Origin of the sequence: Streptomyces roseochromogenus subsp. oscitans DS 12.976, assembly GCF_000497445.1 — a bacterium.
Classification (GTDB): Bacteria; Actinomycetota; Actinomycetes; order Streptomycetales; family Streptomycetaceae; genus Streptomyces; species Streptomyces oscitans.
Genome location: NZ_CM002285.1, coordinates 9,485,694 through 9,509,298 on the forward strand (window position 1 = coordinate 9,485,694; position 23,605 = coordinate 9,509,298).

Consider the following 23,605-nt stretch of genomic DNA (forward strand, 5'->3'; position numbering starts at 1 on the left):
CCGCCTCCATCTTGACCTGGTGCCGTACCCCGGAGACGACAAAGCAGCGGAGGTGGCCCGGCTGCGGGCCCTCGGCGCCACCGACCTCGACGTTGGCCAGGGCGACGTACCGTGGACGTGCCTGGCCGACCCGGAGGGCCACGAGTTCTGCGTCCTCGCCCCGTCCTGACGCGGGGCCTTGACGGCACCGCGACATGTGAGCCTTGTGTGCTTATACGCCACGACCCCGGGTGGGGTGGGCTGCGGCGTCTCGGTCGATTCGGGCGGCGAGAACTTGCGTGTCGGGGGGCGAGATCAGCTCGCTCCCCAACCACAGACTCAACTCGCCAACGGAAGCGCCAACAGGTCATCTCATTTGGCGTGTCAGACAGCTCGCTGTGGTGGAGATCGTTGAGCGACTGGCGCCGGAGGAACTGTGCGAGTCGTTGCAGCGGGTGGTGCCCGAGACGCCAACTCGTCCGCAGGGCCGAGGCCGGCGTCGGCACGGTGATCGGGAAGTGCCGGCCGCGATCGTGTTCGTTGCGACGTCGGGTTGTACGTGGCAGCAGCTGCCGTCCGACTCGTTCGGGCCGTCGGGAGCAACGGCTCACCGGCGGTTCACGGAGTGGTCGAAGGCCCAGGTCTGGCCGAAGCTCCACCGCCTGGTCCTGGACGAGTTCGATTCCCGGGGCGAGCGGGACCGGTCCCGCCGCGTGATCGACTCCGTGAACGTGCGAGCCCTGAAAAGGGGGGAGTTGGCGGGCCCGAATCCTGTCGACCGGGGCAAGTACGGCTCGAAGATCCACTTGATCAGCGAGCGGACCGGTCTGCCCCTGTCCGTCGGCATCTCGGGCGCCAACCTGCACGGCAGCCAGGCCCTCATCCCGCTGGTGCAGGGCATACCGCCGATCCGATCCCGACGCGGCCGACAGCTCTGGCCAGGCAAGCTCCACGCTGACAAGGGATATGACCACAACTACCTGCGGCGATGGTTACACGGTCGCGGAATCACGCCCCGGATCGCCCGCAAGAGCACAGACTCCAGCCAGCGGCTGGTCGGCACCGCTGGACCGTCGAACGCGCCATGGCCTGGCTCACCGGATGCCGACGCCTGCACCGGCGCTACGAACCCAAGGCCAGCCACTTCCTGGCCTTCACCAGCATTGCCTGCACCCTCGTCTGCTACCACGGGCTGGCTGCAACAGACGCCTTCCAGGACCTGTCCGATGGGTCCGTGTGACTGCCACCCGGCCCGCCCGGCATCGCCCCGATGAAGCCCTCGGTCGCTCACGCGGCGGGCTGAGCACAAAGATCCACCTGGCTGGTGAAGGCGGGCTGCGGCCTCTGGCTCTGCTGGTCACGCCCGGCCAGTGGGGCGACGCCCCGCATATGATCCCGGTCCTGGACCGGATCCGCGTTCCCGGCCCGGCAGGCGGGCACCCGCCTACGCGGCCGGACCATCTGAGTGGCGACAAGGCGTACCACTCCCGCCGCAACCGTCGTCATCTGCGGCGTCGGCAGATCAAACACGCCATTCCCGAGCGCCGCGACCAGCGGGCCACCGCCAGAACCGCGGCAGCCAAGGAGGTCGACCCACCGGCTTCAACCCATCGCGTTACGCCCGCAGGAACGAGGTCGAGCGTACGATCAATCGGCTCAGGGACTTCCTGGCCGTAGCAACCCGCTGTGACAAGCGGGCCCCTACATCTTTCACGGCACGGTGACCGTGGCCGTGGTCCGGCTCTGGCTCCGCTCATGACCCGCCGGACAGCCCTTAGGGCTCCTGACAAAAGTGGGCTTGGCCTGGTCGGTGGTCGGTGTCGTGCACGTGGCCGCCGGGTGGTGGGGCGCGGTGCGCTGAGTCATCGCACGTGATAAACCCGGCGACGTCGACGATCTCCCCCGGGATACTGGTCGCCCATGGATGAGGTCAAAGTCGTGGTCGCCCATTCCGAGCGCGCGACCCTGCGCGTCGGCGGCGTGTTCCTGAAGGTGGACGCCGATCAGGCGCGCATTGACGTCGAGGTCGAGGCGATGGCCCTGGCGCCGGTCCCGACCCCGAAGGTCCTGTGGCGCAAGCCGCCCGTGCTCGCGATCGCGGCGGTCCCGGGGACGGCGCTCGGTCGGCTCGGCGAGCCGTCGACCGCGTCCCCGGCGGCGTGGGCCGCGGCGGGTGCCGCCATCCGGAAGTTGCACGACGCGCCGTTGCCGCCCTGGACCGGCCGGGGCGGCCGGGGTCTCGACCAGTTGGCGGCGGATCTCGACGGCGAGTGCGAGCGGCTCGTGACGAACGGCGTCCTGCCCGCCGACCTGGTCACCCGCAACCGCCAGGTCGCCGAGGCCGCGCTCCGGCCGTGGACTGCGGTGTTCACGCACGGCGACCTGCAGATCGCTCACGTGTTCGTCGACGGCGACGAGATCACGGGCATCATCGACTGGTCCGAGGCGGGCCAGGGTGACGCCCTGTTCGACCTCGCCACCTTGACGCTCGGACACGAGGAGCACCTCGGCGACGTCGTCGCCGGCTATGGCACCGATGTCGACCTCGACGTGAACCGCGCGTGGTGGTCGTTGCGAAGCTTGCTAGGGGTTCGCTGGCTGGTCGAGCATGGTTTCGACCCGTCCGCGCCGGGCTGTGAGGTCGACGTGCTGAGATCCCGGATGTGAGGCTGCGCGGGCTCGACTGCTGCGAGTGCGTTCTGACGCGTCGAGCAGGCCATCTCCTTGGGCGCATTGCCTGACCTTAGAGCCTGCGCAGACAGGCGGGGCAGGGTAGCCGGGCAGCGAGGCGGGCACAGGTCTCCGTGATCATGGAGTTGCGACGCTCTGTGATCACTGGGGGGACCTGTGCCTGTGCTGCCATCATGGCCGTCGACAGCCACGGCGGGGGCTCGCTGTGCGACGCGTACTTTCAGCAGGCTGTCTCACAGCAGATTGAGCTCCTTGCGGGCTCCCGCTATCCAGCGCAGAACGCCGTTGGATCCGGTAGTTTCGGCGAGCTCTGTCGCCTCCTTGAGCAGCGCGGCCGCGTCGTCCCGCCGCTCCTGTTGGGCGGTGAGGTAGGCCAGCCCGATCAGGTTGGCCGCCACTCCCGGTAGGAAGCCCAACTCCCGGCGAAGGCGAGTGGACTCTTCGAAGTGCACGCGGGCCGCGTCCAGGCGGCCGGCCATGTGGTCAGCGAAGCCGAGATGTCGCAGGGCAAAGGACATAGTCAGCCGGTCGCCGGCCTCGGTGGCCAGGTCCAGGGCGCGTCTGAAAGCGGGCAGGGCGGTCTCGGTATCGTCGCGGACCACCTGGTGAAAGGTGCCGACCCAGAACACCGCCTCGCCCTGGCCTCGCACATCGCCAAGCCCCTCATATAGCTCCGCCGCGCGCTCGAAGAGCTCCAGCTCCCGCGAGTCTTCGGCCCGCTCTTCCAGGAAGCGGGCGTGGATCACACGGCCACGAGCCAGAGCGAGGTCAGCCTCGACCGCATCGAGGTCTCGATCAGCGGCCGCCAGTGCACCGCTGTCTCCGCCGAAAACGGCACGCTCGTAGAGGAGTCCAGCCTTTTCAATTCGCTCATCCGCAGTCATGCCGTGATCGTATCGACCATCGCCAGTCGATATATCGATCCGTCACATTGTGAGTGCGGGCGTGGTCGACAGAGATCTCAAACGCGGTCTCAGAGGTCGTTTTCTCTAATTTGCGTCGCCACATGTGCCACAGAGTCGCACTCATACCTCTTGCATGTCGGGTTCGCGTGCGGCACGACGAGGAGAACAGCCGATATGACCATCTCTTGGAATGAGACAGGCTTACAGGGATGAGACGGGCAATACCAACTTCCGACGAGTCTCGCCGACCACACCCGTGCGCCAGTGGCCCAGAAATCGCATTTCGACACTGGAACGAATTTGAATCAAACAGACTTCAGTGGTGAAAACGACCTCTAAGAGCCATCAGAAACGACCTAGTCGGGTATCAGCGTCGATGACGGCCTGGTGATTGGTGGAATACCAGTACTTCTTGGACTGCTCAGCGACATTGTGATCACGGGTTGGAACGAGGGTTCCGTCCACGATGAGCACGGTGTCCTTGCGGAACCGCTTACGCGGCTGGGACGCAAGTATGGGCCCAAGCTGGTCGATGATCCGGTCAGCCGCAGACTTCGAGATACCAAAACGCCGGAGCGAGCTGGCGCAGCATCAAGTTCGTGCGCCAGTACGCCGCGATCAGCAGCACCCGGTCCTCCAACCGGCAGGCTCCAAGGCAGGCCCCGCCGCACCGCGTCGGCTCCCTCGCGCCACAGCGCGGTCACCAACTTGGAGAAGCAGCGCGGGCTCACCTCAGTGAACGGGGCATCGTCCTCGACCGCGGCAGGATGGTGAAATCGGGCAATTTCGACTACCGCCGCCATTCTTGAAAGCTTTGTTCGTCTCGCCGCGATCGGCGACAGGGAACATTCCGTTCGACGTCTACTGGCTCTGGCCGCTGGCCCAAGCCACCCATGCGTGGGCGGCACCGTCATCACGCCGTCGCCGAGATGTGTGGTGCCGTGTGATTGATGTAGGGGCTGGTCGTGTTGGGTGCGGGTCGTGGGGGCACGGGGCGGGCCTGGGCCGGGTCGTGAGGTCGGGAGGGCCATGGCAGGTGAGGCGTCAGTACCAGTGGTGGGTCTGCCGGAAGTCCCAGGCGGCGCAGGCGCTGTTGTAGCGAGCGGTGACGTAGGCGCGCATCCAGCGCTGCTGGTCGATCGACCGCAGACGCCTTGCCGCCGCGTACCAGTCAATCGCGGTGCGTGCGCGGAGGGTTCGCCCATCGCCGTCCGAGCCGAAGCAGCAACGGCGACAAATGGTCAACAAAGGGCTCTGGCAGGTCATCAAGCCGGGTCGTTCACTGAGGGTCGGCCATCCGCGATCTGACGTGGTCGCTGAGCCTACGTTTGAGGAGTGCGCTTTGAGTCCTTTCACCGTCTTGGGTGTCGCTCCGGGAGCGCCGCCCGCTGAGGTGCACCGCGCGGCCGCGAAGAAGATCCACGCGTGTCAGAAGCAGGTAGACGCAGGCCGCCTGGACGCCGCCGCGTGCGAGGTGGCGTACGCGTCCGTCTACAGTGCGGTGGCCGGCATCCTTGGTCTGCGGATGGGGCTGGAGCGCCACCTGGACGATCTCGGCACGCACAGCACCACTGTCGGCAGCGGGCCCCACACCTCCTTCGCCCTGTCCCAGTCGGGTGTGCCGACCAGTGCGCCCTCGTTCCATCCCGGCAGCCCGCGGATGCCGTACGAATGCGAGATCTGCGGCGCCTTCCCGGCGGTGCCTGTTACGGCCGTGTGGGTGCTGAGTGTGCTGCTGGTCGCGAAGGTGCACCGCGAGACGAAGGTGCTGTGCCGGCAGTGCGGTGTGAACGTCACCAGCAGGGCGCAGGCCTACACGCGCAGTTGGGGCCACTTCGGGGTCGGGGTGGTCGCGGCCTGGGTCTCGCAGTGGAAGAACCGGGGCATGCTGCGGGCGCTGCGCCGCTTCACCGAGCCGTACGCCCGCCGTCCGGGCGTCCTCACTCCGGAGAGCCGGCCCCGTACCACCGGTTGGTTCCTGCGCCTGTGGACCGTGGGGGCGGGCCTGGGCTGGCTGGTGATGCTTGCGGTGCCGGTCGTGCGGATCGTGATCAGTCACTGAGCTTGAGGCATGGACTGCAGGTCATCCCAGCCACAGCCGTCCAGGGAATACGACCGGTCAGGATCCGCCGCCCGTTGCGGGTTTGTACGCGGTGATGGCGATCGTGGTGGTCCAGTCGTGGTCGTCGGTGTTCAGGACCTCGATGACGGCGATGTCCCCGGTGTCCTTGCTGCGGACGCAGAACCAGGTTCCCGCCGGTACCTGGGGGAAGTGCACCTTGGTGACGGGCTGCTGGGCGACGCCGAGGGCACAGCGGGCCGGGGTGAGGGGTGCCGTCCCGCTGATGTAGGCGTCGCTGGTGCCCTGCGGCTCGAAGGCGCCCTTGCTGTCGCCGCCCGCGTCGGTGGACAGCAGCCATGCGCCGGCGGACGCGAGGCGTCCACCGGTCAGTTCGAACGACGTGTCGGCGTCGGGCTGCGTGAGCGGCCGCGCCGCATACAGCTCGCGGTAATGGGGGTCGGCGGGGCCTGGGATGGCTCCCGGCGTGGCCGATGCCGGGGCGTGGCGGTAGTAGGTGAGGGCGACGTCGGCGCCGAACGAGCCCGTGTCGGTGCCGGACAATTTCAGTACGGCGATGTCGCCGGTCAGCCGCCAGCGCAGGCAGAACCAGCTGCCGAGCGGCACCTGCGCGAAGTGCAGGGCGGGCCCCGCCGGCTGGTGGGCCACTCCGGCGGCGCACTGTTCGGGGGTGATGGGCCCCGAGCCCGCGACGTAGGCGTCGGTGGCGTCCTGGAGCTCGAAGGCGCCCTTGCTGTCGCCCCCCGAGTCGGTGCCCAGCATCCAGTAGCGGCTACCCGTGACCACCTGGCCGGTCATCAGGTCGATGAAGGAGTCGTGGTCCTTGAGCGAGACCGGACGGTTCTCGAACACCGTCTGGTAGCCGGGCCCGCCCGCGGACGCGTCACCAGCCGAAGCCGATGCGGAGGCCCGGGCACTTGCCGCCGGGGAACCCGTGGAGGTGGACGTCGGGCCGGCGGACCCGGTCCCGGAGACGCTCGGGGCGGGTGGCGGGGCATCGAGGGTGGAGCCGCCGCGGTTGGTGGTGAGGACGAGGACGACGGCCAGGGCCAGGGCCAGGATCAGCGGGACGGTGCTGACCTTGAGCCGGACGACGGTGCGCTTGCGTGCCGCCTGGGCCAGGACCTCGCTCAGGCCGGTCTCACGGCGTGCGATCCGTGCGGCGAGGGCGGCCGGCAGCCAGTCGCTGTGCGGCTGGCCGTCCGCGCAGGCGGCGATGATCTGCTTGGGTGTCGGCCGCCGGCCGGGGTCCTTGTCGAGGCAGCGCGTGATCAGGTCACGCAGCCGGTCGTCGCCGACCGCCAGCGCGGCGGGATCGGGTGCGTCGTTCGTGATCCGGGCGGCCACCTCCCCGGCGCTGCCCTCGCCGAACGGGGTCAGTCCCGTTGCCGCGTAGGCCAGCAGGCAGCCCAGCGAGAACACGTCGCACGGCGGACCGAGCGGGCGGCCCTCGACTTGTTCGGGTGACATGTAGGGGACCGTGCCCAGCCAGACGCCCGCGCTGGTGAGCTGGGTGTGGTCGGCGGCGCGGGCCACACCGAAGTCGATCACCTTGGGGCCGTCGCCATCGAGCAGGATGTTCGACGGCTTCAGGTCGCGGTGCAGGACGCCCACGCCATGGATGGCGACCAGCGCCTCCGCGATGCCGGCGGCCAGCGCCCGTACGACCGCAGGTGCAAGCGGCCCGTCCGCCCGCACCGCCTCGGCCAGCGACGGACCGGAGATGTAGGTGGTGGCCAGCCATGGCCGCTCCGCGTCGGCGTCGGCGTCGACCACGGCCGGGGTGTAGGGGCCCTGGACCCGGCGTGCGGTGGCGATCTCAGCGGCGAACCGGCGCCGGAAGGTCGCGTCCTGGGCGAACTCGCCCCGGATCACCTTCACCGCCACCAGCCGCCCGCTCGCCGACACCCCAAAAAACACCTGCCCCATCGCTCCCGTTCCCAGCCGCCCCAGCAGCCGGAAGCCCCCGATGCGCTTCGGATCTTCCTTCCGCAGTGGCTCGACGACGGGAAAGTCCGCTCCGGTGGGCTGCTGGCCGGAGGTGTCGCGCCGGGGGATGGGGGAGGGCGTAGCGGAGGGCTGGGCGGCGAGGTCGGGGCGAGATCCAGGCTGAAGGCGGGCGCCGGGTTCAGAGGCATTGGGATGGAGGCGGGAGCCGTCGGCGGCCGCGAGGTCTGTGTGGGGTAGGTGCGGCGCCGGCGTGCGGGGGCCTGCGCTGTCGCTGGCATCTGCGGCGCCGGTGTCCGCCAGGGCGTCCAGCCGCTCCTGGACGGCGGGCAGATGACGCGGGTCGAGGCCGGGAACCTGGCGCAGCAGGGCCGTCAGAGCCTCCCCGAGCGCGCGGGCCTCAGCCGGATCGTCCACCCGCTCCCAGCACCAGTGGGCGCCGCGCGCCGCATCGGCCGCTTCCGAGTCGTAGGCCGGCCCCACGGCCAGTCGGCGCCCCGCTGCGGTCAACCACCACCGCGTCGCTTCCTCCATGTCACCGGCAGCACGCGCGATGTCCGCTCGTATCTCGGCCCATCCCGCTGCCTCGGTGCTGTCCGTCCCGTACGTGCGGACGGCGTGTTGTTCCCACGTCTCAGTCGCCTCGGCAGCCCGCTCAAACTCCCCCGCCTGCACCAACTGTCGTATCGCCGGCCGCGGATCGGCCTGCGACTCTTCCGGCCGCGGGGCAGCTTCGGCAGCGGCGTCGGCCTCGGGGCCCGCGCCCATCGCGGGCGGGAGGTCTGCCGTGTGCCCAAGCAGGGCCTGCGCGGCTGGGATACCGTCCTGAGATTCGACGGGGTCCTCGACCAGTTCGGGGTGCGTGGCCCGCAGGCGCGCGTCGAGTTCCTCCCAGCGTGCACGCCAGGCGTCCACATCTCCGCCCAAGGCGGCCGCCAGGGCCAGCGTCACATCGAGCGTCGGCAGTCGGCGCCCCGCCGCCGCGTCCGACAGCGCCGACGGCGAGTAACGTGCCCGCCGCGCCAGCTCCCGGTACGTCGGTGCCCCGGCCGCGGCTCGCAGATCACGCAGATCCTGGGCGAAGCCGTGCAGGGGACCGTCAGGGACCGGCGACTCCCGTCTGCCCACGCTCCTACCCCCGTCCCTCGACGACATGGGCCCCAACCGGCGTGTACCCGGGATTCTTCGCTCTGCCTGCCCCGCCGTCAATCACAACCAAACGCCAACCACCGCCCCTTCACATCCAGTTGACGATCGTGAGGCCGCTTGGCGGGCGTCAGACGGCGTCCCGTCGCCCGCCCCGTGCGCCGTCGTCCGCGGTGGCCCTGGCTGGTCCGGCTCGCTCCGCGTCAACCCTTGGTCACCGGCGTTCGGGCAGCATGCCCGCCGCGCACCACCGGGTCGTCAATCGGACATCAAAACGGCCTGGTAGATCAAAAATCCGGGCCGTGCACTGGGACCACCGCATTCCGACGCGACTCCAAGGAGAGTTCCGTGAACGCACTCATCTCGCGGTGGCACCGCCCGTCCTGGCGCGTCCTGACCGCGCTGCTGGCCGCTGCCGCCATCATCGTCACCGGCCTGGTGCTGCGCGCCAACGCCACCAGCACCACCGCCGGCCACCGCACCACCGCCGCCGGCCACCGCACCTCCACCGCCGTCCACCTCGCCGGCTACGACACCTCTCAGACCGCTAACACGCCCGACAACCCCAACGGCCCCGTCCCTGGCATGTGCACTACGCGAATCCTCAACGTCCGCGACACCGGCGAGTCCGAGACCTGGCCCAGCGACCCGAACTGGCATCTCGATGCCTGGGGACCGGTCAACAGCTCGAACCAGCAGCCGTTCAGCGAGAGCCTCACCAGGTCCCTCACGGTCGGCAACACCTTCCACAGCACCGTCGGTGTCGACGCCAAGGCCGTCAGCGCACAGGTCGGGTTCGACGTTTCCTCAAGCGACACCGTCGGCACCAATTACACGATCTCGATCCCTCCCAACCAGGAATGGCGGATCGCGGCCGGGTATGTGGCCCACAACTACCTCTACGACGTGTACCGCGTGTGCTCAGCCGGCACCGTCAAGATCGGCACCGGCGTGGCCTCCGAGTACGACCACCTCGTCTACCAGGCCTACCAGATCGCCTGAGCCTGGCATTTAAGGTCAATGCCGTCGCCGCCCCCCATTCGCCCGCAAGGGTGAATGGGGGGCGGCGACGTCTCCGGTCATCTGCCTGGCCTTCCATGCGAGGCAGCACAAAAACCGGCGTGGCGGGCGGCGGGCGAGCCCCCTACACCAGACGCGTGACCGCACACCCCCTGCCCGCTGCCGTCGGCCCCGCGCCGCTCATGCGGTACGCCGAAGACCAACGCGGCGACAGCCTCAGCCTGTTCGCCATCTCCCGCCGTCCTCGCGCGCACCCTGCACCTGGCCTGACACGTCGACCGCCGCGCGCTGACCGGCATGCTCGCCGCCCAGACCGCGGCCGCCGCCCTGTCCGCCCTGACCCTCACCGCGACCACCAGTCTGATCGCCGCGATCCTGCAGGCGGCCACCGCCTACGGCCGCCACGAAGCGATCGCCCCGCTCTGCACGACGCCGTCGCCCGGCAGCCTGGGTGACCGCAGCCCTCGCCTCAGCCACCCTCGCCGACACCGCGGCCCGCGCCGCCGCCCGGCTCAGCCCCGCGTCTTCCGCGAGGCCGACCTGCGTGTCCTGGACGCAACGTTGGGTGAGCGACAAGCTCAGTCCGGCCTCGGCAAGCTGCCGGTACAGGTCGGAGATCTCAGCGTCCGGCTGCTCGGCCAGAGTGGGCACCTCGGCGGCGGTGGCCATCGGGATCAGGACACGGTGAGCCATCCGAGCACCGGTCGCCGCGTCGCAGAGCATGCGGTCAACGCGCTGATGGCATCCTGCTCAAGCTGGTCCAGCAACAGGGCTGGAGGTCCATCCAGCGCGGCCCTGCTGACGGCAGGCGCCTCCGCCTCCTTCGCCAACGGAAGACGCCGATCCCCCTTCACGGTGCGCTGGATGGACCGGTCAACACGAGTGGCGGGCAGGACTCAGCGTGCAGCTCACCGTGAGCTGACGCCGCCCCGGCGAACAAAGCGCCCCGGCACCCCTCGGTTCCGGGGCGCTTCGCGCCCCCAGGGCCGCCGCCGGCCCGTGAGGACGGTCACTACAACTGCCATGGGCGGAGCTTGTCCGGGTTGCGCACCGCCCAGATGTGCATGATCCGGTCGTCCTCGGCGACCTCGAACGCGAACACCGTCTCGATCCGGCCCTCGGACTCGACCACCAGGCCCGGCAGCCCGTTGACCGTACGCTCGAGGATCGTGCGGGGCGGCGCGAACCGGGCGATCGTGAGATAGAGATGGGCGATCTGCTCCGCGCCCTCGATCGGCAGCAGGTGGGCGATGGCACGGCCACCGCCGTCGGAGATCGCGGTGGCGCCCGGGTCCAGCAGCCTGAGCAGGGCCTCGATGTCCTGCGCCTCCCAGGCCGCCTTGAACTGCCGGACGACGCTCGCCTGCCGGGCCGCGTCCGGGCTCGCCTCCGCCCGCGCGGCGGCGATGCGACGGCGGGCCGAGGATGCCAGCTGACGGCACGCCGCCGGGCTGCGGCCGACGATCTCGGCCACCTCGGCGAACGGGTAGCGGAAGACGTCGTGCAGAACGAACGCGACGCGCTCGGCCGGGGTCATCGACTCGAAGACGACCAGGAAGGCCATGGTCACCGACTCGTCGAGGGTGATCCGGTCGGCCGGGTCCACGCCGGCGCAGCCCGATGCCCCGGCGATCCACTCGGCCGGGTCGGGCAGCGGCTCCGGGATCCATTCACCGACGTAGGTCTCCCGCCGGGAGCGCGCCGAGCCGAGCAGGTTCAGGCAGATGCGGCTGGCCACCTTCGTCAGCCAGGCGCCCGGTGACTCGACGGCCTTCTGCTCCGCCCGGGACATCGCGTACCAGCGGGTGTAGGTCTCCTGGACGACGTCCTCCGCGTCGGCCAGGGACCCGAGCATCCGGTAGGCGAGATTGAGCAGCTGTCGCCGCTCGCTCATGATCGTGCCCAGGCCCGGGTCGTGTTGCTCGTCCGCCTGCCGCTGTGACTGTTCCCACGGGGTGGTCATACCCTCTCCGGCTCCCTCGTTCGCGGTCCCTCTCCAGTACGACAAATCAGAGCGGCGGAACGTGAGGTCCGAGGGGTCGCCTCACAATCTGCCCGGCTGCGTTGTCGGACTGGGTGAAGAGGAACACACCACCCACAGGACAGGAAACTGAGCATGAACGACTTCCAGGAGATCGCAGACCGCGTCGAGATCGAGGCGCTGCGCGGCGAGTTCACCGACGCGGCGATGATGCGCGACCGCGCCCGCCTCGCCGCGCTGTTCACCCCCGACGGTGTCCTGCGCATGCCCAACATCCCGGTCGAGTTCGTCGGCCGCGAGGAGATCCGGACCGGAGGCGAACGCCTGCAGGCCCAGTGGGACTTCTTCGTGCAGAACAGCCACCCGGGCACGATCCGTCTCGACGGAGACACGGCCACGGGCCGCACCTACATGCAGGAGCTCGCGCGGGTGCTCGACGGCCGTTCGGGCCTGAATTTCGCCGTCTACCATGACAGTTACCAGCGGACGTCTGAGGGTTGGAAGTTCGCCGAGCGGGTCTACGAGGTCAGGTACGTCGACACCACCCCGCTGGGGGGTTCGGCGCCCGGCGCCGACGCTCAGGCGCACGGCTCCGGTGAGGCCGGAGATGCCGGCTGGGCACCGGGTGCCGGTGAGGCGGACATGTCGGCCGTGCAGGCAGCCGACGGCTTCAGCGCACCGGCGTCCGCCGAGCGGCTGGACCGGGCGGTCGCGGCGCTGCGGGCGAACGGCTTCACCGCCGAACTGCTCGACGACGCCGCGGCGGCCCGCGCCCGCATCAAGGAACTGATACCGGAGGGTGCGGGCGTGTTCACCGGGGCCAGCGAGACGCTTCGGCTCTCCGGCATCGCGCAGGACATCGAGACGGGCGACCGCTACCAGGCCATCCGGCCGCGCGTGCTGAAGATGGACCGCGCCACTGAGTCCGACCAGATCCGCCGGCTCGTGGCCACCCCCGACGTCTTCGTCGCCAGCGTCGCGGCCGTCACCGAGACCGGTTCGCTCGTCATCGCCTCGGGCAGCGGCAGCCAGCTGCCCGCCTCCGCCGGCGGCGCCGCAAAGGCGATCTGGATAGTCGGGGCGCAGAAGGTGGTACCCGACCTGCGCACCGCACTGCGCCGGGTCGAGGAGCACGCCCTCCCTCTGGAGACCGCGCGCGCCCAGGCGGTCTACGGGCAGCCGAGCGCGGTCAACCGTCTGCTCGTCCTCAACGCCGAACCGCAGCGAGGACGCGGCACCGTCCTGCTGCTGCGCGAGGCCATCGGATTCTGACATCCCGCGCGTTGCGGACGCCGGAACGCCCCTCACGCCCTGCCTTATGCGGTTGCCGCCGCGTCTGAGGGCCGCCCCGTAACACCTGCTTCGGCTGACGGTGGAAGGACGCAGGTGTACAAGTCGGCGGCAGGCTGAACAGCGGTGAGGGGCGATCGCGAGGGCACTGTCCCTTCTCTCTCGCGAACGCACCTGAACTCGTTGCGGTGTTCAGCGCTGCAGCGTGTCAATGGCCATCCCGGCCGGCCCGCTGCCGGCCGACGCCGACACCCTCACCCGCTGGCTGGACGAACAGTTCGACACAGAGCCGCATCAAACGGGACCTCGGTGTGACCGTGCCGCCCGCACGCATCCTGCGCGCCCCCGTGCTGGGCAGCATCGCCGCCGCGATCGACGGCCTCCGGCAGCCCGGAGCGGACCGTGACTGACCGGGAACCCACTGCCGTCGCGATCCCCATGACGCCACAACAGCGGCGACTGTGGTACCTGGAGCGGTACGAGGAGTTCGGCGCAGCCCACGTCCTCAGCCTGTCCTGGCGCCTTACCGGACCGGTGGACGAGGCGGCCCTCGCCGACGCACTGCAGGTGATCACCGAACGTCACGAACTCCTGCGCGCCACGTGCTCCCCCGACGACAGCCCGCACCTGCTCGAGGGACCGGCGATCGCGCCCGCCCTGCACGTCGAGTCCCCGGGCTCGCCCGAGGCAGCCGCCGCACGCTGCGCCGAACTCGCCGACCGGCCCATGCCACTGCATGAGGGGCCGCTCTTCACCGCCCACCTGCTGCGCGAGGACACCCGGACAGCGCTGCTGCTGCTCCGCGTCCACCACCTGATCGCGGACGGCTGGTCGCTCGACGTACTCACCCGGGAACTCGGCACGCTCTACACACCCGGCGCCGCGGCCGACCCCTGCGCCCTGGACCCGCTGCCCCTGACCGCGGCCGAGGCCGCCGCCGCGCTGAGGGCCGCAACCGACGCCTACTACGGAGACGAGAGCGAGGCAGAAGCGTACTGGCGCGAGTCGCTGCGCGGGACGCCCGAGGCGCTGGACCTGCCCTACGACCACGCCCGCCCGTCCCGGCCGGCCCGGCACGGCGACCGCACCCGGCTCGAACTGCTCGCGGCCGTGCCCGAAGCCCTGCACACGGTTGCCGCCGAGCAAGGCGGAACCTTCTTCACCTCCCTGTACGCCGTACTCACGGGGTTCCTTTGCCGGCTCGCGGACACGGAGGACGTGGTGGCCGGCGTACCGGTGGCCAACCGGTCGGGCCCCGAGTTCGAGGGTCTCGTCGGTTTCCACGTCGACACCCTGCCGATCAGGATGAATCTGAGCGGGGACCCCAACCTCGGTGAACTCGTCGCACGGACCCGGGACTCCTTCTTCGAGGGCTGCGTCCATCGCGGCCTGCCCTTCGACGGCATCGTCCGGGCGGCCGCGCCGCCGCGCGTGCCCGGACGCACCCCGCTGTTCCAGGTCCTCTGCGTCCTGCAGAACACGCTGGAGGGCGAACTGAACCTGGCCGGAGTGGACACCGAGCCGTACCGCGTGGACCACCGGGCCGCCGCCTTCGACCTCACCCTGGAGTTCTGGCAGCGGCCCGACGGCCGTCTGGGCGTGATGGTCGAGTACGCCACCGAGCTGTTCACGCCCGAGCATGGCCGGCTGCTCGCCGAACGGTTCGCGGCCTTCGCCACCGCCTGGGCGGCCGAACCCTCCGCCCGGCTCGGCACGGTGCCCCTGCTGCTCCCGGCAGAGGGGACACGCCTGCTCGACCTGCCGGCCGGGGAGCGGGCGCACGTACCCGGCGACGCCCTGAGTGACATCCTGGCCCGGCTGACCGCGCAGCCGGACCGGACAGTGGTGCGCTGCGCGGGCACCGCGCTGACTGCGGGCAGACTCCTCGGCCGGGTCGCCGAACTGGCCGGGCAGCTGACCGCTGCGGGCATCGCGGCGGGCGACCGGGTGGGGGTGCGCCTCCCGCGCGGCACTGACACGATTGCCGCACTCCTGGCCATCCTCTCGCTCGACGCCGTCTACGTTCCCGTGGACGGTCGGCTGCCTGAGAAGCGGCAGCGGCTGATCGAAGAACAGGCCGGACTCCGGGCCCTGCTCACCGACCGGGGCGTGCTGCGCCCCTCCGTCCGGCAGGACCCGCGCCCGGCCCCGGGTTCGCGGGCGGCCGACCCCGACGCGTACGTGTTCTTCACCTCCGGCTCCAGCGGCCTGCCCAAGGGCGTCCTGGTGGGCCGCCGGGCCCTCACCAACTTCCTGCGGGACACGGCGCGGCGAGTGGGCCTGCGCGCAGACGACGTGGTCGTCGCCTCCACCGCCACGACCTTCGACATCTCCCTCCTCGAACTCCTCTCCCCCCTTGCCTGCGGAGGTGTCCTGGAGGTCGCCGACGACCGGACGGCCGAGGACCCCACCCTGCTGGCCGCGCTTGTCGACGGCGCACGGGCGACGGTCGTCCAGGCCACCCCCAGCGTGTGGCAGCTCCTCCTCGACCACCTCCGGTCCCGGCCGCGCATCGCGCTGACCGGTGGTGAGGCACTAGGTGAGGACCTCAAGGACAGGCTGCTCGCCACGGTCGACGAGGTCTACAACCTGTACGGGCCCACGGAAACCACCGTCTGGTCGGCCATCGCCCGTTGCGGCCCCGGCCCCGTAACGGTCGGCACCGCCCTCGCCAACACCGAGTTGTACGTCGTCGACTCACGGCTGCGCCCGCTGCCGCCGGGGCGAACTCCTCATCGGCGGCGCCGGACTGGCCCGCGGATATCCCGGCCAGGACGAGCTCACCGCCGCCGCCTTCGTGGAGCTGGACCTCGGTCACGGCACTCGGCGGCTGTACCGCACGGGAGACATCGCATGCTGGGGCGCGGACGGGCAGCTGCGGCTGCACGGCCGCAGGGACGCACAGATCAAGCTGCGCGGCCACCGAATCGAACCGGCTGAGATCGAGACACGGCCGCTGGAGTGCGCCGGCGTCGCGGCCTCCTCCCTTGCGCAGGCGGTGACCCTCGCCATGCAGGCGATCCTGCGGCAGCCGGTGGTGGTCGACACCTCTTTCTACGGCCAGGGCGGCGACTCACTTGGCGCCGCCCGGGTGCTGGCGCTGCTACGCAAAGCGCTCGGCGTACCGCTGGACATGTCCGACTTCGTGGCGGCGCCGAGCGTGCGGGAACTGACCGGCCGGCTGGAGGTACTGCCCGGCGCGGAGGCGGCGGCACGTGCTGCCGTGAAGGCGGCGACGGACGAGGGGCGTGAGGCACCGCCGACCGGGCTCGCCCGAGGGCTGCTTCCACGTCGGAGGGCGGCGGCCCCGGGCTCCGCGTGAGCAGGGCAGGTGCTCACGCAGGAGAGGCAGGACCGCGACGATGAACAGCCGGACGGACAAAGTCTCCACGGCCGAGCGGGACGGGATCGTACGGGCGTGGAGAGCGGTGCTGGAGGCCGATCCAGCCTGCGACGAGGAGAGCTTCTTCGAAGCCGGAGGCAACTCCGTCCTGCTCGCCGTGTTCCAGCGGGAACTGACGAGGGAACGGTGTCAGGATCCCTCTGCGCGAGCTGACCAGGCACCCGGCCGTGTCCGTCCTGCTCGCGCTGAAAGCCGCGTCCGCAGCGGAATCGGCTCAGCAGCCCGCCGTGCCGGACTTTCCGCCACCCACCACCAAGCCGGCGTGCCTGTCCCAGGCGCAGGAACGGCTTGGCTCGCCGAGCAGTTCGGCCCCGGGCACCACGACGGCACCATGGTGATGGCGTATCTGCTGACCGGAGACCTGGACTCGCACCGGCTGCGCACGGTGCTGGAGCGCGTGGTCGATCACCACCCGGTGCTGCGCACGGTCTACCCGCTCGACGAAACGGACTTCCATCCCACGCAGCAGGTGCTGTCGACGGCCGTGCCGCCTTGGGACGACGCCCCCTCGGCGGCGGATCTGCCCGCCCCGGCCGACGTCGCGGCCTGCGCTGCGCAAAACGTGCGGGACCGGTGGGACCGTCCCTTCGACCTGACGAGCGAGCCCCCGCTGCGGGCCGGAATCCACCGCCTCGCCGACGCCCGCCATCTGTTGTGCTTTTCAGGTGCACCACCTGGTCTTCGACGGCTGGTCGGAGACCTTGCTGGTCGACGATCTCGCCCGGGCCTGGACGGGCGAGCCGCTGCGGCCCCTGCACGTCACCTACGACTCCTACAGCCGATGGGACCGGGCCCGCGGCGCCCGTCTGCTGGAGGCGGAACTGCCGTTCTGGCGCGAAGGCTTGCGCAACACGCCCACCCGTTCCTGCCGCATCCCTCCGCAGACGGGGAAGTCAAGCGCCGGGAGACGACGCTCGGCACGGTGACGGCGGGGCGCTCCGGTACCGCGCTGGAGTCGGTCGTGGGTGCTTCGTGAACCCGCTCGTCCTGCCGCTCGAGGATCTCGCCCTCATCCGGCTCCCCGTCCGTCTCCGCTGCCAGGCCCCCAGGCGGCGCGAGCAACACACCGGATCCGGGGAGCGCGAATCCCAGCGTGATCGTGTCCGGTGATTCGATCCGTGTCGCCGTCACCCAGACGGTGGCCTCCGTCGGGCCGTAGAGATTCCACAACTCCCGGCAGGAGCCGAGGAGCCGAGGAGCCGAGGAGCCGGGCGGCCAGTCTGAGGGGTGAGGGCCTCGCCGCCGCACCAGATCCGGCTTCCGGGAGCACCCGGCCAGCCGCCGGCCGTGGCCAGGCGCCAGAAGCTCCGGGTGGCCTGGGTGACGTCAGGACGGCACTTGGCCACCAGGGCGGTGAAGGTGTCCGGGTCCCCTCGGACCTCGGCGGTGGTGGCGACAAAGCTTGCGCCGACCGTCAGCGGCAGCAGCAGCTCCGCCAGGGAGATGTCGAAGGACAAGGCCGTCATGGCGAGGACGGATTCCCCGGGTTCCAGACCGGGCACCGCGGCCAGCACGGCGAGCCGGGCGAGCAGTGCATCGTGGGAGACCAGCATCCCCCTCGGTCGCCCGGTGGAGCCCGAGTTGTACATCACGGACGCGATCCCCTCGAGCCGGTGCCCCGCTCCCGGGCCCAGACCGGTGCGAGTGACGGAGAAGACCCCGCCGGCGTCCGCGTGGACCACGAGCGAGGGCAGCGCGTCAACCAGGACGCGGTGCATCGGCGGGCTTTGCAGGTTGAGAGGGAGCACGGTGCATCCGGACCGGCCGGCGGCCACGATCGCGAGGGCGGCGTTGAGGGCGCTGTCCGTGTCGATCGCGACCGCGGTGCCCGCTGGTGCGTGGCGGCTGATCGACTGCGACAGAGCGGCGGCCCGAGTGGCACGTTCTTGCGTGACCGCTGTCGCTTGCGGCGTCCGGCCGGCCTGCTTACTCACGACGCCCCAGATGGTGTGCACCGTGCTTCCCCTGCTCAGCGAACCTGGTGCGCCGGTGATGTGTGGAGCGCCGATCAGCATAGTGATCAACTCGTCGCGGAGTCCGGCGGATTCGCTCTTTCACAGGTCGGTGCGCCGGACGGCGACCACCGCGCTCAGGTCCATCGCCAACGGCAGGTCCACGGTGCGCAGGGCCGGATGCTGCAGCCAGAACAGGCGGGCGGTGTCCGTGCGGCCGGCGTAGGAGGGCGGCCATGTCCGCGAGGGCGTGAAGTCGTCGACGACCAGCACGCCGCCGGGCTCCAGCAGCCGTTCGGGGTCGGCCGCACCGCCTCCCTTGGCTTGACCGCCGCCGTCGAGGACGAGCAGGTCGTAGGGACCGTGGGCGTAGACCTCGGTCCAGTCCGCGCACACCACCCGTACCTGCGGCACGTCGGCGAAGACGTCGGCCGCCACCTTGGCCCGTGCCGGATCCCGTTCCACGCTGAGCAGTTCCACGTCCGGTGCCGCCCCGCTGGCCAGCCAGGCGAGACCCACCCCGCAGCCCGTGCCGGTCTCGGCGATGGCTCTGCGGGCTCCGCCGGCCAGCAACTGGAGCAGTCTGCCCTGCTCGGGGCGGCAGGAGTGCCCGAAATCATGCTGACGGGCGGCGGAGATGGCGCGCTCGACGAGCGGTGGCAGCGAGCCGGTGTGGGCGCCGTAGGCGGCGGTGCCGTGCATCGACATAGCCACCAGTATGGGCTCACCGGCACCCGACGGGGCTGGAACTGTCTGACCGGTGCGACCCCTGCCGATGCCGGCGACGACCGACAGGGGAGCAGCCGCCCTCTTGACCGACCAGTTGCGCGTCAACGTCGTCGACGCCGGGCAACCCCTCACATGCATGGGTCACAAAGTCGGCTTGCCTCTGGTGAAGAGCCACTTCTGAAACAGGTCGCCGAGCTGTTGCCCGGAGATCTTGTCGGCAAGGTGGATGAAGTCGGTGGTGTCTGCGTTGCTGTAGCGGTGCAGTTTCGTCCAAGTGGGCAGGAGCTTGAAGAAGGCGGAGTCGCCGATCCGTTCGCGCAGAGCCTGGAGCGCCATTGCACCGCGCTGGTAGACCGCGTAGCTCAACATCGTGTCGCGCTGCGGATCGCCGACCTGGTTCCCTGGTGCTCGGCCCGCAGCCACTGGGCGTAGGTGGCGAAGCCCTCGTTGAGCCAGATGTCTTTCCACTGCTTGACGCTCACCGAGTCGCCGAACCACTGGTGGGCGAGCTCGTGCACGATGGTGGTGTCGTTGCGCACGGCCGAGTAGATCGGCTTGCTCTGCACCTCCAACGAGTACTCGGCCTGAGGCATGTTGTCCACGATCGCGCTGGTCTCCTCGAACGGGGTACGGCCCGAAGATCTTCGACCAGTAGTCGGTGGCGGCGGTGACGGCGTACACGTCGACTTTGTTGCTGTTCGCGAGCGTCGGGTCGATGGCGACGTAGATCGGGATGCCGCCGGGGAGGCCGCCGGGGGTGCGTCCGGTGCGGAGGTCGAACTTCCCGATGGTGGCGGTGGCGAGGTAGGTGGCCATGGGCTTCGACTCTCGCCAGTGGGTGTAGGTCGAGCCGCCCTTGTCATACGTCGACACGAGCCGGCCGTTGGAGACGGCGGTCAGGCCCTGCGGAGCCTTGATCCGGATGTCGTAAGTGGCCTTGTCGGCGGGGTGGTCGCTGGACGGGAACCAGGTGGAGGCGGCGTTGGGCTCGCAAGCGACGAAGACGCCGTCGTCGGAGCCGAACACGATCGGGCCGTTGAGGGGCTGGGGGACGCGCTCGTAGGTGACGCTGACCCGGAAGTCCTGGCCCTTGACGAGCGCGCCCCGCGGGGTGATGCGCAGTTCGTCCCGTCCCGCGTGAACCTGGCGCGTCTGTCATTGACTTCGACTCTGGTGGTAGTGGCGGGCGTCGAATCCGCCGTTGCCGAGGTTCGGGAAGTAGGTGTCGCCGATGCCGGGGGCGCCCGGGGTAGGGGTGGATGAGGCGGCGACGACAAGAAATGCCGGCTGGGGGCCGCCCCCTGTGATGGGTTCGGGATGCGTCCTCACGGCCTCCGGTCTGAAACTGAGCAGTGTTGCCATCGCCTCCAGTGAAAGCTTTTGCGGGTGCCGCCGCCGGATGATGGGGTGGTGCGGTGACCAACCGTGATGAGGTGGCGGCTGTCCGACCGTTGACGCTGGCTTGGGTGAGCCGGTATCTGGAGGTCGGCGAGCGGATCGTCAGAACTGAGGCGCTGCACGGTGGCATCACTGCTGAAATGCGGAGGCTGATCATCGGCACGGGGGACCGAGGAACCCGTGACCTGGTGCTGCGGAGTTTCGTCGACCCGTTCTACATTGGGCACGCCGAGGACTGGCTGAACAGGGAGGCCGGCGCCCTGACATTGCTGGCGGGGACCGGTGTGCCGGCTCCTGGCCTGGTCGCGGTTGATCCGACCGCCGCGCACTGCGAGTATCCCTCGCTCCTGATGACGCATCTGGCGGGCCGGACGGTCTTCGACGATGAGGGATTGGAGACGCGCGTTCCTCTGCTGGCCCGTCAACTCCTGGCAATCCATGCGGTGCGACCCGTCGAGCGGCCCAGGGAGTATGTGGTGTTGACGACCGCCGATACCGTCGTGACTCCGAAGGGCGCCGACGCGGCGGTATGGGCCGCGGCGATCAACGTGATCCGCAAGCCTGCGCCGCCCTATGAAGGGCGATTCCTGCACCGGGACTTCCAACCCGGCAACGTACTGTTCGACGTGCCGCCGCCAGGGTCGGCAGATGCCCGGATCACAGGCGTCGTTGACTGGGCAGCGGCATCCTGGGGCCCGGCGGATCTCGATGTGGCGCACTGCTCGACCAATCTCGCGCTGCTGCACGGTCCGGCGTGGGGTCTGCGGTTCGCTGACGCGTATGAGGAGGCCGGCGGCGTGTTGGCCGCGGCCGCAAGCGAGCGGCTGTACTGGCGGGTGCGGGATGGGCTGGCGTGCTCAGAAGAAGTGCAGCAGGTGGCACAGCCATGGCGGAATGCAGGCAGGACAGAGCTGACGACGCGGACTGTGGAAGAGCGGCTGGATGCCTATGTCACCGCCCTGATGGACGCGCTGGGCTGAGCCAGAGCAGCCCGGCGCGGGCCGGCAGTGAGCGCCGGGTCCGGCTGAGCCGATCGCACACCCGCACCGGGGCACCCTCGAGTACGGCCGACAGCTCTGCGACGCCTCCGAATCGAACGGCTGATCCATCACTCGGAATCGCTGATCACCTGGGCCGCGATCACGCTCATGACCAGCCGCATCACCCGCAGGACATCCCGCAGAAGCGGACAGCCGACCTCCCGCAAAGCCCAACGGGACTGAGCTCTCCTGGAGACGGTGACCAGCGTCTCCACCCAGGGCTCCCGAAGACCCGGGTAGAACTCTCCCATGGCGTCGACTGTTCGACAGGCAAAAGCACTAAAACAGCTTCCAGCGGCCCTCGGACACTACTTCGACGGCGCCGTCGGCCACCTTGATGGCAGTCTGCTCGTCAATCGCATACGCCGGACCCCCGATCTGGGCCGCCCATCGCTCTGCCGCGGCCATGGTGTTCTCCGGACAAGCCGGATGATCCAGGTGCGGGAAGATCGAAAAATCAACCACACCCAGCGCGCTGTCGCCGCCGGTGGGCGGCTTCCAGCCCACGAACTCCTCCCCGATGCGGGGGGTCATCACACAGCTCCCGGCGCTGAGACCCACGTAGACCGTGTCGGGCAGCGACGGCAGGAGGTCAGCCAGCCCGGACTCCCGCATCCAGTGGCACAGGTACAGCGTGTCACCGCCATTGACGAGCAGGACGTCGGCCTCCCGCACCCAGGAGACCCAGAGCGCTTCCTCGATGCTGGGCAGCGCGGCGAGTTCCAGTACGCCCACCGACTTCCACCCCAGCTCGGTCATGGGGCTGGGAGATCGTCCGCTGATGAATCGCCATGGCCCGCCCGGATCGGCGCCGGGGCCCCCATACCCCGCGGTGGGAATGCACAGGGCGCTGGACTCGGCGATCGGCTTACCCAGGAGGTCAACCAACGCATCCTGGATGCTCGCGTTCTTGATACCGGAGTCGGTGAGGAGAAGCTTCATCATGTCCTTCCCGAGGTACTGACCGCACGCGTCAACAACCAGCAGTTCGCCAACGCGTCACGAGCGCCACCATGTCATGGCTGCATCAGGAACAGGCAGTCACTCGGACAGTGCGACCGGGGACCACATGCCGAACCACTGCTCAGCGCCGTAGGCCTCGAACCGCTCTACCTCGATGAAGCCAAGCTTTGACGCGAGGCGCATCGAGCGGACGTCGGCGGTCTGGGTGGCGAGTACCACTCGTTCGCCAGGGAGCGCGTCAGCGAACCAGCCCAGTGCCGCTGCGCACGCCTCGGCGGCGTATCCGCATCCCCACGCCTCCGGCAGGAACAGGTAGCCGAGCTTGGCCTTCCCGGCAGCTTGCCGAAGGTGCCCCGTGTCTCTGGCGAGCGTGAGCTCCAGGCCGAAGTCCAGCGCCTGATCCCGGCCGTCCTGTGAGGCCGTGGCCGCGGCGAGCGCGGGGAAGCGGTCGGCGTGCTGGTGCACCAGGGGACCGAGGACGGCCAGGAGTTCCGTCTCGGGCGAGCCGCCCGGCCGGGCCGCGCGCGCCTGCTCGGCGATGCCCCGGACGTGCCCGGCCAGCAGCACCGCGGCGTCCATCCCCTCGGGGCAGGTCAGCCCGTGGCCGTCCAGGGCCGCGACCACCCGCTCCAGCCAGCCGAGTTCCTTGGGGCCCATCACCCGCGGGCCGACGGTGGCGTCGAGCAACCACGGGTGCTCGGTGAACGACCTCGCCAACTGTCTTGCCCAAGCCGTTAGTTGCTCACGCCACCCGAGCCCGTACACGACTGGCGGCGGTCCGCAGACCGCGGCCTCCACCATGAGCGGGACCAGCTCCGCCTTACCGGGCACATAGCGGTAGAGCGACATCTTGGTGAAGTCGAGCAACCCGGCCACCTTCTGCATCGAGACGGCGCCAAAGCCCTCGGCGTCCGCGATCTCGGCGCCCGCCGCAGCGATCCGCGCCAGGCTCAGCGCGGGCTTCGGCCCGCGGGACGGCTTGGCGGGAGGCCCCCAGAGCAGCCGCACCGCATCGTTCGCTTCCTCGCCCAATTCCCGCTCCGTCCCGCATTTCCCGCTGTCCCTTGCGAGGCGACCTAGG

19 protein-coding genes and 6 pseudogenes are annotated in these 23,605 nt (G+C 69.9%); 12 read left to right on the forward strand and 13 right to left on the reverse strand.

The features are described 5' to 3' along the window. The 4 genes and pseudogenes from M878_RS95690 to M878_RS90645 all read left to right on the forward strand — a co-directional run. The coding region (locus M878_RS95690; protein ID WP_280923699.1) for a VOC family protein at positions 1-169 on the forward strand (169 nt) is incomplete at its 5' end. 208 nt (positions 170-377) lie between these two features. Then, positions 378-1,219, forward strand: a protein-coding gene (locus tag M878_RS95695; protein WP_209445606.1) for an IS5 family transposase whose coding sequence is annotated in 2 segments (ribosomal slippage) — positions 378-1,032 and positions 1,032-1,219 — 843 coding nt in all. Because the reading frame shifts where the segments join, the coding sequence is not laid out codon by codon here. Continuing rightward, positions 1,135-1,738: pseudogene (locus M878_RS95700) on the forward strand (IS5 family transposase); the annotation flags it as partial. The gene M878_RS95695 and the pseudogene M878_RS95700, both read left to right, overlap by 85 nt. A 161-nt stretch (positions 1,739-1,899) precedes the next feature. Continuing rightward, complete coding sequence (locus tag M878_RS90645; RefSeq protein WP_023553748.1) at positions 1,900-2,646, forward strand: phosphotransferase family protein; 747 nt, start codon at positions 1,900-1,902, stop codon at positions 2,644-2,646. A 257-nt stretch (positions 2,647-2,903) separates the two neighbouring features. On the opposite strand, the gene M878_RS50445 is transcribed toward M878_RS90645, so the two are convergent. The 3 genes and pseudogenes from M878_RS50445 to M878_RS90655 form a co-directional block, all read right to left on the reverse strand. Beyond that, positions 2,904-3,554 (reverse strand): tetratricopeptide repeat protein, encoded by a 651-nt coding sequence (locus M878_RS50445; RefSeq protein WP_031227329.1) that lies wholly within the window; start codon positions 3,552-3,554, stop codon positions 2,904-2,906. A 378-nt stretch (positions 3,555-3,932) separates the two neighbouring features. Further along, positions 3,933-4,378 (reverse strand): annotated as a pseudogene (locus M878_RS90650) (transposase family protein); the annotation flags it as partial. Positions 4,379-4,619: 241 nt separating this feature from the next. Further along, complete coding sequence (locus M878_RS90655) at positions 4,620-4,820, reverse strand: hypothetical protein (protein WP_158692888.1); 201 nt, start codon at positions 4,818-4,820, stop codon at positions 4,620-4,622. 97 nt (positions 4,821-4,917) lie between these two features. Here M878_RS90655 and M878_RS90660 point away from each other — a divergent pair, with 97 nt between their 5' ends. Next, the gene (locus M878_RS90660; RefSeq protein ID WP_158692889.1) at positions 4,918-5,637 is read left to right on the forward strand and encodes a hypothetical protein; all 720 of its coding nucleotides are present in this window, start codon (positions 4,918-4,920) and stop codon (positions 5,635-5,637) included. A 57-nt stretch (positions 5,638-5,694) separates the two neighbouring features. On the opposite strand, the gene M878_RS90665 is transcribed toward M878_RS90660, so the two are convergent. After that, on the reverse strand, positions 5,695-8,730 hold the full coding sequence (locus M878_RS90665) for a protein kinase domain-containing protein (RefSeq protein ID WP_023553753.1): 3,036 nt from the start codon (positions 8,728-8,730) through the stop codon (positions 5,695-5,697). 366 nt (positions 8,731-9,096) lie between these two features. Here M878_RS90665 and M878_RS90670 point away from each other — a divergent pair, with 366 nt between their 5' ends. Continuing rightward, positions 9,097-9,750: a hypothetical protein gene (locus M878_RS90670; protein ID WP_023553754.1), complete on the forward strand. Its 654-nt coding sequence runs from the start codon at positions 9,097-9,099 to the stop codon at positions 9,748-9,750. A gap of 234 nt (positions 9,751-9,984) precedes the next feature. On the opposite strand, the gene M878_RS90675 is transcribed toward M878_RS90670, so the two are convergent. Further along, positions 9,985-10,437 carry a hypothetical protein gene (locus M878_RS90675; RefSeq protein WP_158692890.1) on the reverse strand — a complete coding sequence of 151 codons (453 nt, stop codon included), beginning with the start codon at positions 10,435-10,437 and terminating at the stop codon, positions 9,985-9,987. A 343-nt stretch (positions 10,438-10,780) separates the two neighbouring features. Next, positions 10,781-11,731 (reverse strand): RNA polymerase sigma factor SigJ, encoded by a 951-nt coding sequence (gene sigJ, locus M878_RS90680; RefSeq protein WP_023553757.1) that lies wholly within the window; start codon positions 11,729-11,731, stop codon positions 10,781-10,783. Between the two features lie 153 nt (positions 11,732-11,884). Here sigJ and M878_RS95705 point away from each other — a divergent pair, with 153 nt between their 5' ends. The 5 genes and pseudogenes from M878_RS95705 to M878_RS000000101240 all read left to right on the forward strand — a co-directional run bounded on the left by M878_RS95705 (position 11,885) and on the right by M878_RS000000101240 (position 17,368). Further along, positions 11,885-13,021: an LUD domain-containing protein gene (locus M878_RS95705; protein WP_023553759.1), complete on the forward strand. Its 1,137-nt coding sequence runs from the start codon at positions 11,885-11,887 to the stop codon at positions 13,019-13,021. A gap of 420 nt (positions 13,022-13,441) precedes the next feature. Beyond that, the gene (locus M878_RS90685; RefSeq protein ID WP_158692891.1) at positions 13,442-15,979 is read left to right on the forward strand and encodes a condensation domain-containing protein; all 2,538 of its coding nucleotides are present in this window, start codon (positions 13,442-13,444) and stop codon (positions 15,977-15,979) included. Between the two features lie 70 nt (positions 15,980-16,049). Next, positions 16,050-16,361 (forward strand): acyl carrier protein, encoded by a 312-nt coding sequence (locus M878_RS98070; RefSeq protein WP_158692892.1) that lies wholly within the window; start codon positions 16,050-16,052, stop codon positions 16,359-16,361. 418 nt (positions 16,362-16,779) lie between these two features. Then, positions 16,780-17,031: pseudogene (locus M878_RS000000102075) on the forward strand (hypothetical protein); the annotation flags it as partial. Between the two features lie 58 nt (positions 17,032-17,089). Continuing rightward, positions 17,090-17,368, forward strand: a complete 279-nt coding sequence (locus M878_RS000000101240) for a condensation domain-containing protein (protein ID WP_280923700.1) — start codon at positions 17,090-17,092, stop codon at positions 17,366-17,368. Between the two features lie 201 nt (positions 17,369-17,569). On the opposite strand, the gene M878_RS90690 is transcribed toward M878_RS000000101240, so the two are convergent. The 3 genes and pseudogenes from M878_RS90690 to M878_RS90700 all read right to left on the reverse strand — a co-directional run bounded on the left by M878_RS90690 (position 17,570) and on the right by M878_RS90700 (position 20,485). Continuing rightward, positions 17,570-18,376 carry an AMP-binding protein gene (locus M878_RS90690; RefSeq protein ID WP_158692894.1) on the reverse strand — a complete coding sequence of 269 codons (807 nt, stop codon included), beginning with the start codon at positions 18,374-18,376 and terminating at the stop codon, positions 17,570-17,572. A 120-nt stretch (positions 18,377-18,496) separates the two neighbouring features. After that, on the reverse strand, positions 18,497-19,102 hold the full coding sequence (locus M878_RS90695) for an O-methyltransferase (protein ID WP_023553770.1): 606 nt from the start codon (positions 19,100-19,102) through the stop codon (positions 18,497-18,499). A 162-nt stretch (positions 19,103-19,264) separates the two neighbouring features. Then, positions 19,265-20,485: pseudogene (locus M878_RS90700) on the reverse strand (M1 family metallopeptidase). A gap of 53 nt (positions 20,486-20,538) precedes the next feature. On the opposite strand from M878_RS90700, the gene M878_RS90705 reads away from it, so the two are divergent. Then, positions 20,539-21,501 carry a phosphotransferase family protein gene (locus M878_RS90705; RefSeq protein ID WP_023553778.1) on the forward strand — a complete coding sequence of 321 codons (963 nt, stop codon included), beginning with the start codon at positions 20,539-20,541 and terminating at the stop codon, positions 21,499-21,501. A gap of 128 nt (positions 21,502-21,629) precedes the next feature. Here the strand turns inward: M878_RS90705 and M878_RS98075 are convergent, their stop codons facing one another. The 4 genes and pseudogenes from M878_RS98075 to M878_RS000000100850 form a co-directional block, all read right to left on the reverse strand. After that, positions 21,630-21,812 carry a hypothetical protein gene (locus tag M878_RS98075; RefSeq protein WP_158692895.1) on the reverse strand — a complete coding sequence of 61 codons (183 nt, stop codon included), beginning with the start codon at positions 21,810-21,812 and terminating at the stop codon, positions 21,630-21,632. A gap of 28 nt (positions 21,813-21,840) precedes the next feature. Beyond that, entirely contained in the window at positions 21,841-22,503 is a 663-nt protein-coding gene (locus M878_RS90710) for a Type 1 glutamine amidotransferase-like domain-containing protein (protein WP_031227332.1), read from the reverse strand. 99 nt (positions 22,504-22,602) lie between these two features. After that, positions 22,603-22,890: pseudogene (locus tag M878_RS000000100845) on the reverse strand (GNAT family N-acetyltransferase); the annotation flags it as partial. Positions 22,891-22,902: 12 nt separating this feature from the next. Next, positions 22,903-23,409 (reverse strand): annotated as a pseudogene (locus M878_RS000000100850) (TetR/AcrR family transcriptional regulator C-terminal domain-containing protein); the annotation flags it as partial. Positions 23,410-23,605: the final 196 nt, after the last annotated feature.